Source organism: Streptomyces sp. NPDC054796 (assembly GCF_053611545.1).
In genome coordinates this window covers 34,434-54,639 of record NZ_JBSHAO010000018.1, presented here as the reverse complement: position 1 = coordinate 54,639, position 20,206 = coordinate 34,434, and the positions used below count along the sequence as shown (strand labels likewise).

The following is a 20,206-nucleotide window of genomic DNA, read 5'->3' as shown; positions in this document are numbered from 1 at the left end:
GGTTGCCGGGATGATCGACGCTGAGCTGACCGGCCGCACCGTCCTCGTCACCGGCGCCGACGGCGGCATCGGCGCGGCCGTCGCCGCCGGGTTCGCCGCGCAGGGCGCCCGGATCGCGCTGCACTGCCTCACCGGCGAGAAGGCGCTCCCGGAGGGCGTCACCCGCGAGCACAGCGCGGGGGACAGGGAGCGCGCCGAGCGGCTGGCGCGGCGGCTGACGGAACACGGCGGGGCCGAGGCCGCGCACGTCGTGACCGGCGACCTCTCGCTGCCCGGCGCGGCCACCGGGCTGTTCGACGCGGCCGAGGCCGCGCTCGGGCCCGTGAGTGTCGTGGTGAACAACGCCGCGCACTGCGAGTCCCCCGACGACACCCTCTCCCTCACCCACGACGGGCTGCACCGCACCTACGCCGTCAACGTCTTCGCACCCGCGCTGCTCACGGCCGAACTTGCCCGTCGACGAAGGGAGTTGAACAACACCGGCGCGGGGGACGCCGCCGTGGTCGGCATCTCCACCGACGCGGCCCGCGCCTTCCCCGGCCAGGTGGGATACGGCACCTCGAAGGCGGCACTGGAGGCGTTCACCCGTGCCGCCGCCATCGAACTCGGCCCGCTCGGCATCCGCGTCAACGCGGTGGCACCCGGGCCCGTGCAGACGGGCTGGATGCCGGAATCCCTCGTGCGCGAGGTGACCCCCGCCATCCCGCTGCGCCGGGTCGGGGAGCCCCGCGACATCGCGGACGCCGTCGTCTTCCTCGCCTCTGCCCAGGCACGCTGGATCACGGGCCAGGTGCTCCAGGCCGCCGGGGGTCACGCACTGTGACCGTCGCCGGGGGCGCGGAGCACCGGCCCGTGTCCTGACTGTCCGTCAGTCGAAGGCGCCGCTGTAGGCGTTGAGCGCGGGCTGGCCGCCCAGATGCGCGTAGAGAACCTGGGAGTCCCGGGGGATGTCACCGTCGCGTACGAGGTCGATGAGCCCCGCCATGGACTTGCCCTCGTACACCGGGTCCAGGATCACGCCCTCCAGGCTGCCCGTGAGCCGGATGGCGTCGAGGGTGGAGGCGACGGGAACGCCGTAGCGGTCCCCGGCCCACCCCTCCAGCAGGACGATCTCCTCGTCCCGCAACTCCCGTCCCAGGCCGATCCGTTCGGCCGTCCCACGGGCGATCTTCTCGACCTGGGCGCGGGTCTCCGCCGCCTTCGCCGAGGCGTCGATGCCCAGGACGCGACGGGGCCGCTCCTGCGCGGCGAAGCCCGCGATCATCCCAGCGAGGGTGCTGCCGGTGACGCCGCAGACCACGACGGTGTCGAAGAAGACGCCCAACTCCCTCTCCTGCGCGCGCACTTCCTCGGCCCAGCGAGCGAAGCCGAGCCCGCCCAGCGGGTGGTCCGAGGCCCCGGCGGGAATGGCGTACGGGGTGCCGCCCGCCGCTCGTACGTCCTCCAGGGCCCGGTTCCAACTCTCCTTGAAGCCGATACCGAAGCCCGCCCGCACCAGCTCCACCCTGGCGCCCATGATCCGCGAGAGCAGGATGTTGCCGACCTTGTCGTTGACGGGGTCGGGCCAGTCCACCCAGCTCTCCTGGACGAGCACGGCCTTCAGGCCCAGCTTGGCGGCGACGGCGGCGACCTGACGGGTGTGGTTGGACTGCACCCCGCCGATGCTGACGAGCGTGTCGGCGCCCTGCCGCAGCGCGTCGGGCACCAGATACTCCAGCTTGCGGGTCTTGTTGCCCCCGAACGCCAGGCCGCTGTTGCAGTCCTCCCGCTTGGCCCAGATCCGCGCCCCGCCGAGATGGCCGCTGAGCCGGTCCAGCGGATGCACCGGACTGGGCCCGAACAGCAGGGGGTAGCGGTCGAAGTCGTCCAAGGACATAGGGGCCTCCTCTTTCTCGATGACGGCAGCGACGGCGAGGGCGCCGCCTCCAGCTCCAGCTTTCACAACGCGGACGCTCACTGGTGCTGGGGGATCCATCCCATCGCCGCGTACATGTTCACGTCCGTATCGGCGATGGCGGGCTCGTCCGAGGAGTCCGGCCGGGAGTCCGGCCGGGAGTCCGGCCGTCCCTTGACGATGGCAGCGCCCATCTCCGGGTGCCACCGGTGCATGGGCACCACCCCCGGCTCCAGCAGAGTGAGCCCCGCCCCGGTCATGAGCCGGGCCACCTCGTCCCGGCTCCGCAGGAACATCGGGGTGCCGCGGCGGGTGTACTCCTCCGCCATCGCCGTGACCTCGTCCGGCGTGATGTCGGCCGTCGCGGTCGTGAGCGCCACATAGCTGCCGGCGGGCAGCCCGCGCACGAGTCCGGCCAGCAGAGAGGCCGCGTCCTCCACGAACTGGAGCATGGCGATGACCGTGACGCCGACCGGCCGTGACAGGTCCAGCGTGGCCCGTAGCTCCTCCGATTCCAGCACCGCCGAAGGGTTCCGCATGTCGGCGTCGAGGTAGGCCGTCCGGCCCTCCGGTGTGCTGGTCAGCAGCGCGCGGGCCCGTGCGAGCACGATCGGATCGTTGTCCACGTACACCACTCGCGACGTCGGGTCCACGGACTGCGCGATCTCGTGCGGGTTGGGTGAGGTGGGTATTCCGGTCCCGATGTCGAGGAACTGGCGGACGCCCGCCTCCGCCGCCAGCCACCGCACCATCCGGTGCATGGTCGCCCGGTTGATCCGCATGCTCACCGGCAGCCGGGGCCACGCCCGCACCAGGGCCCGCGCGGCATCCTCGTCGACCGGGTAGTTGTCCTTTCCGCCCAGGACGAAGTCGTAGACCCGGGCGGAATGCGCATGGGTCGTGTCGATCTCTTCGCTCGGTTCCTCGGACATCCCAGACCCTCCGTAATGATCTTGACCGCTCACTCCGACGCTGATCAGTCGTGCTCAGCAACTGCCTCAGGAACGAGTCGGCAAACGCGGTGCGCCGGGTGGGCGGGGGAGAAAAGCGGCCAACTCGCGGAGGCCCGGGTTCCGGGCATTGCCGCCCGGTGGGCACGCTCCTACAGTGGGAGCGCTCCCAAACCGTCCTGGCCCGTGCCGGGCCACGGTGGACAGCGGGAGAGGCATACCTCACGTCGTAGTCCGGCGCACTTCCCACCGTCTGGCGTGCACCGGCGCGTACATGACTCCACCCTCGGCAGGGGGCCATTGCCGTCGATGCGCGTCTTCCTATGGAGGTCCCCACATGCGCATTCACCGACATCGGCCCCGGGCGTGGGCAGCCGCGGTCTTCGTGGCCGTGGCGAGCCTGAGCGCCACCACCCTCAGCACGCAGGCAGGTGCCGCCGGAAGCCCCGGTGCCGCCGCGACGCACCTCGCCCCTGCCGGGGAGGACGACGGTGCCGACTGCGTCGTGCCAGAGCCGGGCTCCCTGACGTCCAACTCACGGCTCCCCGACCCCTTCACGAAGATCGACGGGACGCGCGTCTCCGCCAAGTCCGACTGGCGGTGCCGACGGGCGGAGATCAAGAAACTGGCGGAGCGCTATATCTACGGCGAGAAGCACACGAAGCCCGCGAGCGTCACGGGTTCGGTCTCGAACTCCAGCATCACGGTGAACGTGTCGGACCAGGGCAGGAACGCCGGCTTCTCGGCGGGGGTTCAACTGCCGAGCGGCTCGGGCCCGTTCCCTGCCGTCGTCGTCCTGGGCGGGTTCGGCGCGGACACCGCCACCATCAAGGCGTCCGGTGCCGCCGTCATCACCTTCGACCCACTCGCGGTCGGCCGGGAGGGCACGCCACGCGGCAACAAGCAGGGCGCCTTCTACAGCCTCTACGGTTCATCGAGTCCCACCGGGCTGCTCATGGCCTGGGCCTGGGGAGTGAGCCGGATCATCGATGCCATCGAGCAGTCGAACGGCAGCATCCTCCAGGCGGACGCGATGGGCGTCACGGGCTGCTCGCGCTACGGGAAGGGCGCCTTCACGGCCGGTGCTTTCGACCAGCGGATATCGCCCTGACCATGCCGATCGAGTCGGGTACGGCGGGCGCTCCCATCCTCCGCGGGGTCGCGGGGGAGAGCGGCGCGCAGCCGCTCAGCAGCGCCTACTCGGAACAGCCATGGCTGGGCGACGCGTTCGGCTCGTTCACGGGCAACCCGGCCACGCTGCCGGTCGACACGCACCAGATCGCGGCCATGGTCGCGCCGCGCGGGCTGTTCGTCATGGAGAACCCGCACATCGACTGGCTGGGCGCGAAGTCGGGGAGTGTGGCGGCACTGGGCGCAGCGGAGGTCTACAAGGCGCTCGGCGCGGGGAGCAACATCTCCTACTGGTCCGATGTCCAGGACGGCAACCACTGCGCTTCCAGATCCGAGTGGCGGACCCCGCTCCAGCAGCACATCCAGAAGTTCCTGCGGAAGACGGGCAACGACCCCGGCGTGTTCAGGGTCTCGGGCAAGAAGTCCGGCAACCTGTCCGAATGGCGGAACTGGCAGACTCCGGTACTCACCGATTAGGCGGTTCCTGCTCACTCTTGGCGGCCCGGGCGGGCCCCGGGTGGTCCCAGGGCGGGCCCCGCCCGGGTCCCGTACCCGCCCGGACCGCCCGTCGGAAGCCTGGGGAAAGCCTAGGCGGACGCCGCTGAGCCGTCATCTGCCATGTTCTGCCTTCCCCTGTCCGGAGGACGCCAGGCGGAGCGGCCTTGACGGGCCCAACCGCGCGCCTGGATCCCGTAGATGGGCGAATCGAGCCAGTACGCGTCGGTCAACTGGGCGAAGTGCTGTTCAGGGATGTGGAGAGGTTGCTCGTCGCGAGAACGGGCCGGTGCGTTGTCCATGACCTGAGCAAACGGCGCCCAGGAGAGCGGGACACCCGTGGCCAGGGGGTTTCACCGTACGGCAGTGTGTTCGGTCGCCCCGCGCCTCACCTCATCCTTCCGTGTGCTCCGGCGCGAGCGCGGCCCGTACGGCCTCCAGCGGGTGTATCGCACCGCGCCCGGTGCCGTGGGCGATCTGCTGGCGGCAGGACGTGCCGGTCGCGACGACGACCGTCTCCGCGTCCGCCGCCTTCACCGCGGGGAACAGCCGGTCCTCGCCGACGGTCATGGACAGCTCGTAGTGCTCCGCCTCGTAGCCGAAGGAACCGGCCATACCGCAGCAGCCCGCGTCCAGCTCCCGCACCCGCGCGCCGGGGATGCGCCGCAGCAGGGCGACCGTCGCGGCCGTGCCGACCTCCGCCTTCTGGTGGCAGTGGCCGTGGTAGAGCAGCTCGCGCCCCGAGGGCCAGGCGTCCTCGCTCAGCCGCAGCCTGCCGTCGTCGACGGCCTCCAGGATCAGCTCCTCCGCCTGCCGCACCCGTCCGGCCAGGTCCCGCACGGTGGCCTCCTCGGGAAGCAGCCGCACATGCTCGTCCTTGAGCGTCATCAGGCAGGACGGCTCGCACCCGGTGACGGGCGAGCCGGGCGGCGCGGCCGAGGAGACGGCGCGCGCGAGGCCGCGCGCCGCGCTCTTCGCGTCCTCCAGCAGCCCCTTCGAGAGCGCCGCGCGCCCGCAGCAGCCGCCGGACTCCAGCCGTACGTCCCAGCCCGCGCGCTCCAGCAGCTCGATCGCGGCGCGGCCGACGCCCGGCTCGGTGTAGGAGGTGAAGGAGTCGGCGAGGAAGACCAGCGTGCCCTGGCTCACGCGCGCCGGGGACGGAGCCGTGCCCGCGCCGTCCGTACGCCGACGGGTGCGGAACCAGCGGACCAGGTTGCGCCGGACGAAGCGGGGCAGTGGGCGCCGCGCGGTCACGCCCACGGTGCGGTCGGCGAGGAGCCGCAGGGGGCGCAGCCCCGACAGCAGGTTGGCGACCGGCGCCGTGGCCGAGCCCATGCGGTTGAGCCGTCGGATCGCGCCGAAGACCCGGGAGCGCAGCGGCACCCCGCGCTCCTCGTGCCGGTGCGCGAGGGCCTCGGCCTTCAGCGTCGCCATATCGACACCGAGCGGGCACTCGCTGGCGCACGCCTTGCACATCAGGCACAGGTCCAGCACCTCGTGCAGCCGGTCGCCGCCCAGCGCCGCGTGCGGGTCGGGCGAGGACAGCGCCTGGACGAGGGCGCCCGCGCGGCCACGGGTGGAGTCCTCCTCGTTGCGGGTGGCCATGTAGGAGGGGCACATGACGCCCGCGTCCGTCTTGCGGCACAGCCCGATGTTCATGCACCGGTCGGCCGCCGCGCGCATGGCACCCCCGCCGTCGCCGCCGTTCCCGCCGTCCCTGGGTGTGCCTCCCGGCCCGATCACCTCGAAGTCCAGGTGGGTGCGGAGCGGTGCCGGGGGCCTCAGCGTGGCGTCCCGCAGATGCTCCGTCATCGCGGGCGCGTCCACGATCTTGCCGGGGTTCATCCGGTCCTCCGGGTCGAAGACCCGCTTGACCTGGCGCATCGCCTCGTACAGCTCGGGCCCGAAGATCTCCCGGTTGAACTCGCTGCGGGCGAGCCCGTCGCCGTGCTCGCTGGAGTTCACCCCGCCGAACTCCGCGACCAGTTCCTTGACCTCCTCGGCGACAGCGCGCATCGTCTCCACCTGGCCCGGGTCCGCGACGTCCACGAACGGGCGGATGTGCAGACAGCCCACCGAGCAGTGCCCGTAGAAGCCCGCCTCCAGGCCGTGCCGGTCCAGCACGCCCTTGAACCGCTCGGTGTACGCGGCGAGGTCGGCCGGAGCGACGGCCGTGTCCTCGACGAAGGCCAGCGGGCGCCGTGTGCCCTCGCTGGCCGCCATCAGCAGCCCCAGGCTGGACTTGCGCACCTTCAGCAGCGCGGACTGCTCGGCGGGCGTGACGGCCTTGAGCGTGTGGTAGCCGTGCCCGTGCCGCCGCCACAGCGCGGTGAGCCGCTCCAGCTTCCCCGTCAGCTCCCGCTCGTCCTCGTTGCCCCCGGTGAAGCTGACGAACAGCAGCGCGCCGGGGTCGCCGGTGAGGATGGTGCCGAGCGAGGCGTACTCCAGGCGCTGCCGGGAGAGTTCGAGGATCGTACGGTCCATCAGCTCGACGGCCGAGGGGTCGCAGGCGAGCGCGTCCTCGGTCGCGGCGATGGCGGCGGGCACCGAGGTGAAGTGGCCGACGGCGATGACCGTACGGCTCGGCCGGGGCACCAGGCCGACCAGCGCGCTCGCCACCGTCACGAGGGTGCCCTCGGAGCCGACGACGAACTTGGCGGGGTCGAAGGGCACACCGTCCTGGCCCGGCGCGGGGAGCCGGTCGAGCCGGTAGCCGCAGGCGCGACGGGTGTGTGCGGGGAAGCCCGTGGCGATGGCGTCGGCGAACGTGGCCGCGATGGCGGGCAGTTCGCGGTGGATGCGGCCCTCCAGGGTGGCTGCGGAGGCCCGTCGCGCGCGGGTGGTCTCGTCGAGCGGGGCGAGGTGGGCAGGGGTGCCGTCGGAGAGGACGACGTCCAGGGCGCGGACGTGGTCGATGGTCATGCCGTAGCGCACGGAGCCGCTGCCCGCCGAGTTGTTGCCGATCATCCCGCCCAGCGTGGCCCGGTTGCTGGTGGAGGTGTCGGGGCCGAACATCAGCCCGTGCGCGGCCGCCTCCCGGTTGAGCTGGTCCTGCACGACGCCCGCCTCGACGTGCGCGGTCCGCGCCTCGGGGTCGATGTCCAGCACGCGCCGCATGTGCCGCGACAAGTCCAGTACGAGCCCCGGACCCACGGTCTGCCCGGCGAGGCTGGTGCCGGCGCCGCGCGGCAGCACGGGCACACCGTGCTCGGCCGCCGCGCGCACGGCGGCCGTGATGTCACCGGTATGCCGGGGGAAGACCACCCCGAGCGGGGTGATCGCGTACATGCTGGCGTCGCGGGAGAACAGAGCTCGTGTCACGTCGTCGAAGGCGGTGTCGCCGTCGAGTTCGCGGCTCAGCGTGGCGTCGAGGGCCCGCCGGGTCTCCTCGCGGGCGGCGTCGGCGTCGGCGTCGGCGGGGGTGGGGCGCGGGGCCGTGCCGGTACGGGGGGTGTGCGTGGTCAAGGATCCGCTCCAGGGTCTCGGGGCACGCGACGGGGACGGCGCGGTTCGGCGCGGTTCGGCGCCTGGGCACTACGGGGGCGGGGAGGCTCAGCGCTCGCCGAGGACGTCGAGGGCCGCTTCGAGACCGCCGGAGGCGACCGGCACCCCCGCGAGCCGCAGCCCCATCTGGACCCCCGACAAGGTGCCCGCGAGGGCGAGTTCGCCGAGCTGCCCGAGGTGGCCGATGCGGAAGACGCGCCCCGCGAGCTTGCCGAGCCCCGTGCCGAGCGACATGTCGAACCGCTCCAGCACCACCTTGCGCACCGCGTCCGCGTCGTGCTCGGGCGGCAGCAGGACCCCGGTCAGGGTCGCGGAGTGCTCGCGCTCGTCGGCGCACACCACGTCGAGCCCCCAGCCCCGCACCGCGGCACGGGTCGCCGCGGCCAGCCGCTGATGCCGCGCGAACACGGCGGGCAGCCCTTCCGCCGCCAGCAGCCGCAGGGCCTCTTCCAGCCCGTAGAGCAGATTCGTGGCCGGGGTGTACGGGAAGAAGCCCCGCTCGTTGGCCTCAAGAACCGGCCGCCAGTCCCAGTAGGCGCGCGGCGAGCGCGCGGTGCGCGATGCCTCCAGCGCCTTGTCGCTCACGGCGTTGAAGCCCAGCCCCGGCGGCAGCATCAGGCCCTTCTGCGAGCCCGCGACGGTGACGTCGACGCCCCACTCCTCGTGCCGGTAGTCGATGGAGCCCAGCGAGGACACCGTGTCCACGAGCAGCAGCGCGGGGTGTCCGGCTTCGTCGAGTGCGCGCCGGATCTCGGGGATCCTGCTGGTCACGCCCGTGGACGTCTCGTTGTGGACCACGCACACGGCCTTGATGCGGTGCTCGGTGTCGGCGGCGAGGCGGGCAGCGGCCTCTTCGGGGGACGCGCCGTGGCGCCAGTCGCCGGGGACGGTCTCGGGGTCCAGGCCGAGTTGCTCTGCCATGGATTGCCACAGCGTCGAGAAGTGCCCCGTCTCGAAGCACAGCACCCGGTCGCCCGGCGACAGGGTGTTCACCAGCGCGGCCTCCCAGGCGCCGGTGCCGGATGACGGATAGATCAGCACCGGGCCCGAGGTGCCGAACACGGGTTTGAGCGCGTCGAGGAGACGGTGCGTCAGCTCGGCGAACTCGGGTCCTCGGTGGTCGATGGTCGGTGCGGCCATGGCGCGCAGCACCGGGTCGGGGACGTTCGTCGGTCCGGGTATCTGGAGGAAGTGACGTCCAGGGCGAACACTCACGTGGGCCAACTCCCGTCGTCTATTGTGCCGTCAGACGGCACAGCGTTTCTTGAGATGGCACGAGTGAGCGTAGAAGCAGCGCTCGGAAGGAGTCAACGATGCGGAACGTACTGAACGCGCTCCGGGCGCTGGAGGAGATCGCGACCCGGCAGCCCATCGGCGTCGGCGAGCTGGCGCGGGCCATGGACCTGCCCAAGAGCACGCTCCAGCGCACCCTGCACACCCTCCACGAGGCCGGATGGATACGCCCGGCCGACGGCGCGGGCACCCGCTGGGTGATCACCGGCAGGGCGCTCTACGTGGGCCGCCGCGCCACCGGTGACCTGGGGCTCAGGGACGCGGCCGTGCCCGTGATGGAGCAACTGCGGCGCGACACGGGCGAGACCGTCCACCTGACCGTGCCGGAGGGGGACGCGGCGGTGCTGGTGGAGCGGCTGGAGACCGCGCAGCCCGTACGCATCGTGCTCCCCCTGGGTACCCGGCTGCCGCTGCACGCCTCCGCCAACGGCAAGGCGTATCTCGCGGCGCTGCCCGCCGAGCGGGCCGGGCAGCTCCTGGACGCGGCACTGTCCGAACTGCCCGGCTACACCGGCACCACCATCACCAGCCGCTCAGGGCTGCTGGACGAACTGGCGGCCGTCCGCGAGCGCGGCTGGTCCGACAACCGGGGCGAGTGGCGCGCCGACGTGTGCGCTGTCGCGGCGCCGGTGCGGGACGCGTCGGGAGCGCCCGTCGCGAGCCTGAGCGTCAACGTCCCCGCGAGCCGGATGACGCCCGAGGCGCGCTCCGCGCACGGCCCACGGGTGCGGGACGCGGCGCGGCAGCTCAGCGGCGTGCTGGGCCACGTCGAGAGCTGACGGCTCGTCATGAAATGTCCCTCGCGGGGGCGTTGGGTTCGGGCGCGCGGGCCGCCGGCGGTCGATTGTCAGCCCCCTTGACGAAGCCCAACGGTGCTTCCACACTCGCCCGGAGCGGAAGCCGGATTCCGCCATGGCACATCCGGATGTGCGCGTGACCCGGCTCCGCCCTTTCCCGCGTGATGTCACGACCGCAGCTCACGTCCTTCCACCGAAGGTGAGGGAGCACTGTGTCGGAACACCTCATAGCCATCGCTGCCCTGGTGCTCGTCTTTCTCCTCGCGACGGTCTTCTCCGCGCATATGGGAGTGCTCGCTCTCGTCGCGGCATTCGTCATCGGAACGGCCGTCGCCGGAGAATCCGCCGACGATATTTTCGGGGGTTTTCCCGGAGACCTCTTCGTCGTTCTGGTCGGGGTGACCTACCTCTTCGCGCTCGCCAAGAACAACGGCACGGTCGACTGGCTGCTGCACGCCACCATCCGTGCCGTCGGCGGCCGGATCGCCCTGATCCCCTGGGTGATGTTCGTCATCACCGCGCTGCTCACGGCGTCGGGAGCCGTCGTCCCCGCGGCCGTCGGCATCATCGCGCCCGTGGCTCTCGGATTCGCGCTGCGGCACCGCATCAATCCGCTGATGATGGGTCTTCTCGTCATCAACGGGGCCGCCGCCGGGGGGTTCTCGCCGATCAGCGTCTACGGCACCATCACGAACGGCGTCGTCTCCCGGAACGACCTTCCGGTGAATCCGCCCGTGCTCTTTCTGTGCACGTTCCTCTTCAACGCTCTGCTGTGCGTCGCGGTGTTCTTCCTCTTCGGCGGAAAGGAACTCGTGGGGCGCCGCATTCCCGTCGAAGGACATTCCGCCGACGGGGAGGGAAAGCCGGCGGGCGACGGCGTGTCCGGCACCGAGGGGGCGGGCGGCGCGGGCGGGCCGGTTGGCGGTCCGGGCGGTGGTGGCGGTGGTGGTGGCGCGGCCGTGGCGGTCGAGCCACGGGCTTCGCGCGCCGGACCGGACAGCGGCGCCGACGTCACCCTGGACCCCGTGCGCGTGCTGACGCTGGTGGGCCTGGCCTGCGTGATCGCCGGGTCCGTCCTCTTCGACCTCGACGTCGGGATGATGGCGCTGTCCGTCTCGGCCGTGCTCGCCCTCGTCGCGCCCGCCTCCGCGAAGGGCGCCCTGGACCAGTGCGCGTGGACCACGGTGCTGCTGGTGTGCGGCATCGTCACCTTCGTCAGCCTCATGGAACGCATGGGCACGATCGAGTGGCTCGGCGACGGTGTCGCGGGCATCAACGCGCCGCTGCTGGGCGCCCTGCTCATCTGCCTCATCGGAGCCGTCGTCTCCGCCTTCGCCTCCACGACGGGCATCCTCGGCGCCCTCATCCCGCTCGCCGTCCCCTTCCTCCACGACGGACACGTCAGCACCCTCGGCATGGTCATCGCCCTGGCGCTCTCGTCCTCGGTCGTGGACTCCTCGCCGTTCTCCACCAGCGGCGCCCTCGTCGTCGCCAACGCACCGCAGGAGCAGCGGCAGACCGTCTTCCGGCGCCTCATGGCCTGGGGCATGTCCATGGCCGTCGTCGCTCCGGTGCTGAGCTGGGGGGTGTTCGTGCTCCCGCTGTAGGGGGCGAGGGGGCGAGGAGGTGACCGAAAAGCTTCGCTCTTGATCTTCGCTTGGGTTTTGTTCTCCCCAGCCGGGCAGATCCGCCCGGCACGTAGTCACAGAGCGAACGGTAAGGAGAGAACGCCACGATGGTGTTCAAGAAGCTGCTCGGAGCCCTCGGCGTGGGCGGCCCGTCCGTCGATACGGTGCTGGACGGGGGAGCGGTGCGGCCCGGCGGTCCGCTGACGGGACGCGTCCATCTGGAGGGCGGGCAGAGCGACGCCGAGATCGAGGCGATCACCCTCGAACTCGTCGCCCGCGTCGAGACCGAGGGCCCGGACGGCGAGCACGACGGCGCCCTCGTCTTCGAGCGCTTCACGGTCGGCGGCGGCTTCCGGCTGGCCGAGGGCGAGCGGCGCGAAGAGCGCTTCTCGGTCACTCTTCCGTGGGAGACGCCGGTGACCGAGCTGCACGGTCAGCCGCTGGGTGTGGTCCTCGGCGTGCGGACCGAGGTGTCCGTCGCGGGCGCGAAGGACAAGGGCGACCTCGATCCGCTGACGGTCGGCCCGCTGCCCGTCCAGGAACGGATCCTGGGCGCGTTCGGCGAGCTGGGCTTCGGCTTCGTCTCCGCCGACCTGGAGACGGGCCACATCAACGGCACAGGCCAGCGGCTCCCCTTCTACCAGGAGATCGAGCTGTCCCCGCCGGCGCACCTCGCCCACGCCGTGAACGAGATCGAGGTCACCTTCCTCGCCGCCCCCGGCGGCATGGAGGTCGTCCTGGAGGCCGACAAGCGCGGCGGCCTCTTCTCCGGGGGCCACGACGCGCTCCAGCGTGTCACCGTCACGCACGAGGACGCCGACGGCACCGACTGGAACGCCGAGGCCGACGCGTGGGTGCGGCGCCTCGTCGAGTCACGTGGCGACGGGCACGCGTACGGCGACGGTCACGCGGCCCCGTACCACGGCGGGCACGATGCGCACGGCGCGCACGGTGGACACGGCGGGCACGAGGGCGGGCATCAGCGCTCGGGGCCCGGCGTGGGGACGGCGGTCGCCGCGGGCGCGGCGGGGCTGGCCGTCGGCGTGGCGGGCGGTCTGGTCGCGGCCGAGGTCGTCGACGAGATCGGCGACGCCTTCGAGGACGAGGACGAGGAAGGTGAGGACGAGGGCTGAGCACCTGATCGCTGAGCGGGGAGTCGGCCTGATCGGAACCCCGCGCCCACGCGACCTGTTAACTTCTACACAGGTGTAGAAAAATGGCGGGCCCGGCACCCCGGCCGGTCCGGGCCCGCCCCTCGTAGATGGAGTGCTCATGGCCCTGTGGGATCGCATCAAGGAGTCGGCGCAGACGATGCAGACCCAGCTCGACGCGAAGAAGAACGAGCTGAAGAGCGGGGGATTCCGGGACGCGAGCATGGCCATGTGCGCCCTGGTCGCGGCGGCCGACGGGAGCATCGACCCCGCGGAGCGCACGAGGGTCGCCCAGCTCATCGCCGCCAACGACGTGCTCCAGAACTTCTCCGCCGACGACCTCCAGAAGCGCTTCGACGGCTATCTGGACAAGCTCGTCGCGGACTTCGACTTCGGCAAGGTCAGCATCCTTCAGGAGATCGCCAAGGTGAAGAAGAAGCCGACCGAGGCCCGCGCGGTCATCCAGATCGGCATCGTCATCGGCGGCGCCGACGGCGACTTCGACGCGACGGAGCGCGCGGTCGTGCGCGAGGCATGCTTCACCCTGGAGGTGCCGCCCGCGGAGTTCGACGTCTGACCCGCGCCACCCCGCCCGTCACCCGCCCCTGAAGGGAAGTCCGTGTTCGGAATCGGCGAAGTCGCCATCCTCATCATCGTCGCCGTCCTGGTGTTCGGCGCCAAGAAGCTGCCCGAGCTGGCCCGCTCGGCGGGGAAGTCGGCCCGCATCCTCAAGAGCGAGGTCCGGGCCATGAAGGGGGACAAGGGGCAGGACAAGGGACCGGGCAAGGGGCCCGGTGCGGAGGCGGCCGACAGGCGCACGGTCGAGGTCACGCCCGACGACGTGATCACGCGGCGCGAGGGCGGCAAGCCCTGACCGTCCCCGCGTGCGAGGGGCAGGCCACGGCCGCCACGGCCCCGCCGGAAAAGAAATTCTCCGGCGGGGCCGTTGCACGGCCGAGATGTGTGCTAGGTTGGTTTCAGTTGCAGTTTTGGTACCCATGAAACTTAGTGTGCGCCTGACGGGATGTAACCCTTTCAGGCGCATTTTTTGTGAGGTCCGGTTCGCCGGACAGGGTCATAGCGGCGACTGGAATTCCGCGAGGTGCGGTATTCCACACTGACCCTTCTTAGAGGAGATTTTTATGGCTACTGGCACTGTGAAGTGGTTCAACTCGGAAAAGGGCTTCGGCTTCATCGAGCAGGAGGGTGGCGGCGCCGACGTCTTCGCCCACTACTCGAACATCGCCGCCTCCGGCTTCCGTGAGCTGCACGAGGGCCAGAAGGTCAGCTTCGACGTCACGCAGGGCCAGAAGGGCCCGCAGGCCGAGAACATCGTCCCCGCCTGATTTCGGGACGCGCCTTATGCGGTGAGGCCCGCACCCCTCGGGGTGCGGGCCTCGCTCGCGTTTTACGGAGAAAAGGCCGCGCACGGATTCAGCCGATGGGCGCGCCGAACCACTTTTCCAGCTCGCCGCGCAGCTCGGCCTGGCCGTCACCACCGTCGTCGCCGACCCACGCCACATGGCCGTCGGGGCGCAGCAGCACGGCGGGTGCGTCCAGTTCTTCGCTGACGTCGACGATGTGGTCGACGCGGTCGGTCCAGCCGTCGGCCGAGAGGCTGCCGGTCTGGTCCAGCAACAGTCCGCGACCACCGTGCATGAGCCCGTAGAGGCGTCCCCGCTTGAGTTCCACATCGCGCAGGCGTCGGCCGAGGAGTGCGTGGCCCTCGCCGAGGTCGTAGCGGATCCCGATCGCGGTGATCTTCTCGATCAGATGACGGTTCACCTCTTCAAAGCCCATCAGCTCCGTCACCAGTCGGCGCACCGCGCTGGGGCCGGGCTCGGGGGAGAGCAGCTCGGTCTGTGCGCGGGTGTTGTCCAGCACGGCGGCGGCCACCGGGTGGCGTTCGGCGTGATAGCTGTCCAGCAGTCCCTCCGGTGCCCAGCCGTTGATCTCGGCGGCGAGTTTCCAGCCGAGGTTGAACGCGTCCTGGATGCCGAGGTTGAGCCCCTGTCCGCCGGTCGGCGGGTGGATGTGTGCGGCGTCACCCGCCAGCAGTACCCGGCCCACGCGGTAGCGCTCGGCCTGCCGGGTGGCGTCGCCGAAGCGGGAGAGCCAGCGCGGTGAGTGCGCGCCGAAGTCGGTCCCGGCGATCTCCCGCACACGCTGCTTCAGCTCCTCCAGGGTCGGCGGAACCGCCCGCTCCCCGGCCGCGCCCTCTCCGCTGACGCCCTCGGCGGGCACGATGAGCCGGTACACCCCGTCGCCGAGGGGCATGGTGCCGAACCGCACCTGCGTCCTGCGGACCTCCGACACCACGGCGGCCAGTGTCTCCGGCGGCACGGCCACCTCCACCTCGCCCAGCAGCGTCTCGGTCCTGGCGGGCTCGCCGGGGAAGCCGACGCCCAGCAGCTTGCGCACCGTGCTGCGTCCCCCGTCGCAGCCGACGAGGTGCCGCGCGCGCAGCTTCGTGCCGTCCGCCAGCTCGGCCGTCACCCCCTTCTCGTCCTGGCTCAGCCCCACCAGCGCGCAGCCGCGCCGGACCTCGGCGCCCAGCTCGACGGCGCGCTCCGTCAGCAGGCGCTCGGTGGTGCTCTGCGGGACGGCGAGGACGTACGAGTGCGCGGTGTCCAGCCGCTCGGGCCACGGCCTGTCGATGCCCGCGAAGAAGCCGCCCGTCGCGAACCGCTGGCCGAGCGGGAGGAACCGCTCCAGCAGACCGCGCTGGTCCATCACCTCGACGCTGCGCACATGCAGGCCCAGCGCGCGGGACTGCCCCGTCGGCTCCGGCTCCCTCTCCAGCACGACCACCCGCACGCCGTGCAGCCGCAGCTCACCGGCCAGCATCATGCCGGTCGGCCCGCCGCCGGCCACGATCACGTCAAACATCCGCATCCTCATCAGGTGAGTGGGCGAGGCGACCGTCGCGAATCCGATATTTCCGCTGGTCCTGGCCTCGGGCGATGATTCTGCGGTACGACCGGGGCCTTGCCGCAAGGCCCCCCGTGCGCTATACGTTGAGAGTGGCAAGGAGCCGGTGCGCTCCTTGCCTTTTGCTGTCTCCGGGGGCCTGCCACGGCGGTCGCCCAAGGAGGTTCCGACAGTTGCATCTGACACCGCGCGAGACCGAGCGGCTCCAGTTGTTCACGGTCGCCGAGCTGGCCCGCAGACGCCGGGCCCGCGGCAGGCGCCTCAACGCGCCCGAGGCCATCGCGCTCATCTGCGACGAGGTGCTGGAGGCCGCCTGGGACGGGCTGAGCATGGCCGAGGTGATCGCGGCCGGGCGCGCGGTGCTCACCGAGGCCGACGTCATGGAGGGGGTGCCCGCGATGGTGCCCACCGTGCAGGTGGAGGCGCTGTTCCCCAGCGGCACCGCGCTCGTGGCCGTCGACGCGCCCATCGCCTCGGCGCCGGACACCCCGGGCACCCCGGTCCCCGGCGCCGTGCGCACCGCACCGGAGCCGGTACGCGTCAACGAGGGCAGGCGCACGCTGGCCCTCACTGTGCGCAACACGGGGGAGCGCGCCGTCTACGTCTCCTCGCACTATCCGCTGGCGGAGGCCAACGCGGCGCTGGAGTTCGACAGGGCGGCGGCAGCCGGCATGCGCCTGGACATCGCCGCCGGCACGGCGCTCGTCTTCGCGCCGGGAGAGTCCCGCGAGGTCCCCCTGGTGACGGCCCGTCACGAGGACGCGGGGCTGCGGCGCCGGGACGGGCAGGCGGGCGGACAGTCGGTGTGTGAGCCGGACGGGAAGCCGGAGGGGAGCGCGTGAACCGGATCGAACGCCGCACGTACAACGCGCTCTACGGGCCCACCACGGGCGACCGCGTCAGGCTCGGCGACACCAGCCTGTGGGTGGAGGTCGAGACGGACGACGGGACGCCGGGCGACGAACTGCTGGGCGGCTGCGGCAAGACCGTGCGCGACGGGCTGCTCGCATCCCCCCGGTCCGACCGCGCCTCGGCGCTCGACCTCGTCATCTCCAGCGTGGTCCTCATGGACCCCGTACTCGGCGTGCGCAAGACCGACATCGGGGTGAAGGACGGCCGCGTCGTGGCCGTGGGCGGCGTCGGCAACCCGGACGTGATGGCCGTCGAGTACGCCGTCGACTCGCACACCTCGATGGTGCCGGGCGAGGGCCTGATCGCCACCCCCGGCATCGTCGACAGCCATGTGCACCTGTCCTCGCCCGAGATCGCGCCCGCCGCGCTCGCCTCCGGGGTGACGACGGTGGTCGGGATGGGGCTCGGCGGGATGTGGGAGATCGGCTGCAACCCGGCCCACAACCTCCACACCCTGATGAGCGCCTGGCGCGGCACCCCGCTCAACGTGGCGTTCCTGGCGCGCGGTTCGTCCAGCTCGCGGGCGCTGCTCGACGAGGCCGTGCTGGCGGGCGCCGGCGGATTCAAGATCCATGAGGACTTCGGTGCCACCCCGCGCATCGTGGACACCTGCCTGGGCGCGGCCGAGCACGCCGACCTGCCCGTCGCGCTGCACACCGACTCGATGAACGAGTCGGGCTATCTGCGTGACACCGTCGGCGCGACGAGGGGCCGCACCGTGCACGCCTACCACGTGGAGGGCGGCGGCGGGCACCCCGACCTCCTGGAGATCCTCTCCGAGCCGCACATACTGCCCTCGTCCACGACCCCGACCGTGCCGTACACCGTCAACACCGTGGACGAGCTGTTCCCGATGACGATGACCGTCCACCGGCAGAACCACCACAGCGAGAGCGACGTCGCCGTCTCGCGCGGGCGCATCCGCGCGCACGCCATCGCCGCCGAGAACTCCCTGCACGACCTCGGCGCCATCAGCATCGTCAACTCCGACTCCATGGGCATGGGCCGGATCGCCGAGACGGTGCGCCGCACCTGGCAGCTCGCCCATGTGCAGGCGCTGCGCACCGGCGAGGGCGGCGTCGAACACCCCGCGAACGCGCGCGTGTTGCGCTACCTCGCGAAGATCACGCTGAATCCCGCCGTGGCACACGGGCTCGCCCACGAGGTGGGTACGGTGCGGCCGGGACGGCTCGCCGACATCGTGCTGTGGCACCCGGCCTGGTTCGGCACCAAGCCCGAACTGGTCCTCAAGAGCGGCTTCGTGGCCTGGGGCAACACGGGCTCGGGCTCCGGCTCCACCCGGCTCACCCAGCCCCGCGCCTACCGTCCCTACTACGGTGCCCTCGGCGACGCGGCCTCCCGGCTGTCCCGGGTCTTCGTCGCTGCCGAGGCGCTGGCGGACCCGGCAGCGCGCGCCGCGCTCCCCGAGGGGCTGCGCTACGCGCCCGTACGCGGGTCGCGCGGCCTCTCCCGTACGGACATGGCGCACAACACGGCCACGCCCCGGGTCGAGGTGCCGCGCGATCCGGGGCCCGTCCTCGTCGACGGTGTGCCGACCGCGACCGACGCCGTGCGCGAGGTGCCCCTGGCACAGCTTCACCACCTGGCCTGACGGTCCCTGGCCTGACGGTCCGCACGACCACTCCCACACAGCGAAGGCGAAGCCACCCGCATGAGCCCCAGCACCGCCAGCACCCCCAGCGCCCCCAGCACCCTCGGCCCGTCGAGCACACCGAGCCGCCTCCCCGCGCGGACCGGCGGGCGCATACTGACCGCGCAGCTCCAGCGGCACGGCGTCGACCTCGTGTTCGGCGTGCCCGGAGAGAGCTATCTGGCCGTGCTGGACGCGCTGTACGACGCGCCGGTACGCATGGCCGTCTGCCGTCACGAGGGCGGTGCCGCCTACATGGCCGAGGCGTACGGCAAGCTCACCGGACGTCCCGGCGTCTGCTTCACCACCCGAGGGCCCGGCGCGGCCAACGCGCTCGTCGCCCTCCACACCGCGCACCAGGACGCCACCCCGCTCGTCCTCTTCGTCGGCCTCGTCCCGCGCGGGCACACGGGGCGGGCGGCGTTCCAGGAGTTCGACCTTCGCGGCACATTCAGCGCCCACGTCAAGCTCGTGGAGACCGTCGAGGACGCGGCGCGGCTGCCCGAGCACGTGGCCCGCGCCTTCGCCGTCGCCCGCGAGGGACGCCAGGGGCCCGTCGTCCTCGGACTGCCCGAGGACATGCTCACCGACACCGCGCGGGTGCCCGACGCGACCCCGCTGCCCGTGCCGGACGGCGCCGTCTCACCGGCCGAACTGGACCGGCTCGGGGCGCTGCTGGCCTCCGCCGAACGGCCGCTGCTGCTCCTCGGGGGATCCCGCTGGACGGAGCGGGCCCGCGCGGACATACGGGCGTGGGCCGAGGAGTGGTCCCTGCCCGTGGCCGTCGACTTCCGCTGCCAGGACCTGATCGCGGCCGACAGCGAGGTCTACGTCGGACACCTGGGCTACGGGCGCTCCGAAGCCCTCGCCCGCAGGGTGGCCGAGACGGATCTCCTCCTCTGCGTGGGCACGGCACCCGCCGACGTGACGACCGACGGGTTCACCCTGCTCGGCGGACCGGGCGACGGAGCCGACGAGGGGGCGCCCCCGGCCGCCGGGACCGGGCCCCGCATCGTGCAGGCACTGCCCTACCCCCTGCCGCCCGGCCCGCTCTACGTCCCCGAGCTGGCCCTGCTCGCCGCGCCCGAGGCGTTCGGCGAGGCGGTCAGGGGGCTGAAGCCGTCCGGGCCCGTGCCCTGGGCCGGGCGCACGGCGCGGGACCGGGCCGCCTACGCCGCCTTCCACGCGCCCCTCCACGACGACGACGCCCTCGACCTCGGCGCCGTCTTCGCCACGCTCGACGCGCGGCTCTCGCCCGACGCGATCGTCACCTTCGGCGCGGGCAACCACGCGGTGTGGACGCAGCGCTTCCTCACCTACCGCGAGGGCATGCGCCAGCTAGCGCCGCGCAACGGTTCTATGGGCTACGGCATCCCCGCCGCCGTCGCCGCCTGCCTCGTCCACCCGGACAGGCAGGTCGTGTCGGTCGCGGGCGACGGCTGCTTCCTGATGAACGGGCAGGAGCTGGCCACCGCGACGGCCGAGGGCGCCGCCCCCCTCGTGCTGGTGCTCGACAACAGCGGCTATGGCACGATCCGCAAGCACCAGGAGCGCGAGTACCCCGGTCGGGTGAGCGGAACGCGCCTGGTCAACCCCGACTTCGCCGCCTACGCGCGCGCGTTCGGGGCGCACGGCGAGACCGTCACCACCACGGCGGAGTTCGCGCCCGCGCTCGACCGGGCGCTGGCCCGCCAGGCGGCGGGCACGGCGGCGCTGATCGCCCTGCGCGTCACCGACGGGCGGCTCTTGCCGGGCATGACCGTCGACTCCCTGCGGAAGGCATCCCAGCGGGACTGATGCCGCACCACCTGCGGCACGGTCCGGTAGCGCCACTGTGCGAGCGGGGCTGGCACACTGTCGAGGTCCGGT

The 20,206-nt window shown here is 72.1% G+C and carries 17 protein-coding genes; 12 read left to right on the top strand and 5 right to left on the bottom strand.

What is annotated here, in order from left to right; all coding sequences use genetic code 11:
* Window positions 1-10 precede the first annotated feature (10 nt).
* Window positions 11-823, top strand: a complete 813-nt coding sequence (locus ACWGJ2_RS17305; RefSeq protein ID WP_453346943.1) for an SDR family NAD(P)-dependent oxidoreductase — start codon at window positions 11-13, stop codon at window positions 821-823.
* Window positions 824-868: 45 nt separating this feature from the next.
* Here ACWGJ2_RS17305 and ACWGJ2_RS17300 read toward each other — a convergent pair whose 3' ends face one another.
* Both ACWGJ2_RS17300 and ACWGJ2_RS17295 read right to left on the bottom strand, forming a co-directional pair.
* Entirely contained in the window at window positions 869-1,876 is a 1,008-nt protein-coding gene (locus ACWGJ2_RS17300) for a 1-aminocyclopropane-1-carboxylate deaminase (RefSeq protein WP_453346942.1), read from the bottom strand.
* Window positions 1,877-1,953: 77 nt separating this feature from the next.
* A complete protein-coding gene (locus tag ACWGJ2_RS17295; RefSeq protein WP_453346941.1) occupies window positions 1,954-2,826 on the bottom strand; it encodes an SAM-dependent methyltransferase in 873 nt (290 codons plus the stop codon).
* 355 nt (window positions 2,827-3,181) lie between these two features.
* Between ACWGJ2_RS17295 and ACWGJ2_RS17290 the strand changes: the two genes are divergently transcribed.
* Together ACWGJ2_RS17290 and ACWGJ2_RS17285 are read left to right on the top strand one after the other, a co-directional pair.
* Entirely contained in the window at window positions 3,182-3,955 is a 774-nt protein-coding gene (locus ACWGJ2_RS17290; protein WP_453346940.1) for a glucuronyl esterase domain-containing protein, read from the top strand.
* Between the two features lie 2 nt (window positions 3,956-3,957).
* A complete protein-coding gene (locus ACWGJ2_RS17285; protein WP_453346939.1) occupies window positions 3,958-4,452 on the top strand; it encodes a glucuronyl esterase domain-containing protein in 495 nt (164 codons plus the stop codon).
* Between the two features lie 411 nt (window positions 4,453-4,863).
* Here ACWGJ2_RS17285 and ACWGJ2_RS17280 read toward each other — a convergent pair whose 3' ends face one another.
* Window positions 4,864-7,935 (bottom strand): FAD-binding and (Fe-S)-binding domain-containing protein, encoded by a 3,072-nt coding sequence (locus ACWGJ2_RS17280; protein WP_453346938.1) that lies wholly within the window; start codon window positions 7,933-7,935, stop codon window positions 4,864-4,866.
* An 87-nt stretch (window positions 7,936-8,022) separates the two neighbouring features.
* On the bottom strand, window positions 8,023-9,189 hold the full coding sequence (locus ACWGJ2_RS17275; protein WP_453346937.1) for a pyridoxal-phosphate-dependent aminotransferase family protein: 1,167 nt from the start codon (window positions 9,187-9,189) through the stop codon (window positions 8,023-8,025).
* Window positions 9,190-9,287: 98 nt separating this feature from the next.
* Here ACWGJ2_RS17275 and ACWGJ2_RS17270 point away from each other — a divergent pair, with 98 nt between their 5' ends.
* The 6 genes from ACWGJ2_RS17270 to ACWGJ2_RS17245 all read left to right on the top strand — a co-directional run bounded on the left by ACWGJ2_RS17270 (window position 9,288) and on the right by ACWGJ2_RS17245 (window position 14,189).
* Window positions 9,288-10,046, top strand: coding sequence for an IclR family transcriptional regulator (locus ACWGJ2_RS17270; RefSeq protein ID WP_453346936.1), 759 nt, complete (start codon window positions 9,288-9,290; stop codon window positions 10,044-10,046).
* Between the two features lie 230 nt (window positions 10,047-10,276).
* Window positions 10,277-11,671 carry an SLC13 family permease gene (locus ACWGJ2_RS17265; RefSeq protein WP_453346935.1) on the top strand — a complete coding sequence of 465 codons (1,395 nt, stop codon included), beginning with the start codon at window positions 10,277-10,279 and terminating at the stop codon, window positions 11,669-11,671.
* Between the two features lie 128 nt (window positions 11,672-11,799).
* Window positions 11,800-12,825, top strand: a complete 1,026-nt coding sequence (locus tag ACWGJ2_RS17260; RefSeq protein ID WP_453346934.1) for a sporulation protein — start codon at window positions 11,800-11,802, stop codon at window positions 12,823-12,825.
* Window positions 12,826-12,964: 139 nt separating this feature from the next.
* Window positions 12,965-13,420 carry a tellurite resistance TerB family protein gene (locus tag ACWGJ2_RS17255; protein ID WP_453346933.1) on the top strand — a complete coding sequence of 152 codons (456 nt, stop codon included), beginning with the start codon at window positions 12,965-12,967 and terminating at the stop codon, window positions 13,418-13,420.
* A gap of 42 nt (window positions 13,421-13,462) precedes the next feature.
* A complete protein-coding gene (locus tag ACWGJ2_RS17250) occupies window positions 13,463-13,717 on the top strand; it encodes a twin-arginine translocase TatA/TatE family subunit (RefSeq protein ID WP_453346932.1) in 255 nt (84 codons plus the stop codon).
* A 268-nt stretch (window positions 13,718-13,985) separates the two neighbouring features.
* Window positions 13,986-14,189, top strand: a complete 204-nt coding sequence (locus ACWGJ2_RS17245) for a cold-shock protein (RefSeq protein ID WP_453346931.1) — start codon at window positions 13,986-13,988, stop codon at window positions 14,187-14,189.
* Between the two features lie 88 nt (window positions 14,190-14,277).
* On the opposite strand, the gene rox is transcribed toward ACWGJ2_RS17245, so the two are convergent.
* Complete coding sequence (rox, locus tag ACWGJ2_RS17240) at window positions 14,278-15,732, bottom strand: rifampin monooxygenase (RefSeq protein ID WP_453346930.1); 1,455 nt, start codon at window positions 15,730-15,732, stop codon at window positions 14,278-14,280.
* Between the two features lie 215 nt (window positions 15,733-15,947).
* Between rox and ACWGJ2_RS17235 the strand changes: the two genes are divergently transcribed.
* The 3 genes from ACWGJ2_RS17235 to ACWGJ2_RS17225 are packed head-to-tail and all read left to right on the top strand — an operon-like array spanning window position 15,948 to window position 20,134.
* Window positions 15,948-16,616 carry an urease subunit gamma gene (locus tag ACWGJ2_RS17235; RefSeq protein WP_453346929.1) on the top strand — a complete coding sequence of 223 codons (669 nt, stop codon included), beginning with the start codon at window positions 15,948-15,950 and terminating at the stop codon, window positions 16,614-16,616.
* Entirely contained in the window at window positions 16,613-18,298 is a 1,686-nt protein-coding gene (locus ACWGJ2_RS17230) for an urease subunit alpha (protein WP_453346928.1), read from the top strand. The genes ACWGJ2_RS17235 and ACWGJ2_RS17230 overlap by 4 nt, the downstream gene beginning before the upstream one ends.
* 60 nt (window positions 18,299-18,358) lie before the next feature.
* The gene (locus ACWGJ2_RS17225) at window positions 18,359-20,134 is read left to right on the top strand and encodes a thiamine pyrophosphate-dependent enzyme (RefSeq protein WP_453346927.1); all 1,776 of its coding nucleotides are present in this window, start codon (window positions 18,359-18,361) and stop codon (window positions 20,132-20,134) included.
* Window positions 20,135-20,206: the final 72 nt, after the last annotated feature.

Bases quoted from the DNA above. Each gene is read 5' to 3' on its own strand.
- ACWGJ2_RS17245 (WP_453346931.1), top strand. From the start codon at position 13,986: ATGGCTACTGGCACTGTGAAGTGGTTCAACTCGGAAAAGGGCTTCGGC.
- ACWGJ2_RS17305 (WP_453346943.1), top strand. From the start codon at position 11: ATGATCGACGCTGAGCTGACCGGCCGCACCGTCCTCGTCACCGGCGCC.
- ACWGJ2_RS17300 (WP_453346942.1), bottom strand. From the start codon at position 1,876: ATGTCCTTGGACGACTTCGACCGCTACCCCCTGCTGTTCGGGCCCAGT.
- ACWGJ2_RS17260 (WP_453346934.1), top strand. From the start codon at position 11,800: ATGGTGTTCAAGAAGCTGCTCGGAGCCCTCGGCGTGGGCGGCCCGTCC.
- ACWGJ2_RS17290 (WP_453346940.1), top strand. From the start codon at position 3,182: ATGCGCATTCACCGACATCGGCCCCGGGCGTGGGCAGCCGCGGTCTTC.
- ACWGJ2_RS17285 (WP_453346939.1), top strand. From the start codon at position 3,958: ATGCCGATCGAGTCGGGTACGGCGGGCGCTCCCATCCTCCGCGGGGTC.
- rox (WP_453346930.1), bottom strand. From the start codon at position 15,732: ATGTTTGACGTGATCGTGGCCGGCGGCGGGCCGACCGGCATGATGCTG.
- ACWGJ2_RS17295 (WP_453346941.1), bottom strand. From the start codon at position 2,826: ATGTCCGAGGAACCGAGCGAAGAGATCGACACGACCCATGCGCATTCC.
- ACWGJ2_RS17255 (WP_453346933.1), top strand. From the start codon at position 12,965: ATGGCCCTGTGGGATCGCATCAAGGAGTCGGCGCAGACGATGCAGACC.
- ACWGJ2_RS17270 (WP_453346936.1), top strand. From the start codon at position 9,288: ATGCGGAACGTACTGAACGCGCTCCGGGCGCTGGAGGAGATCGCGACC.
- ACWGJ2_RS17225 (WP_453346927.1), top strand. From the start codon at position 18,359: ATGAGCCCCAGCACCGCCAGCACCCCCAGCGCCCCCAGCACCCTCGGC.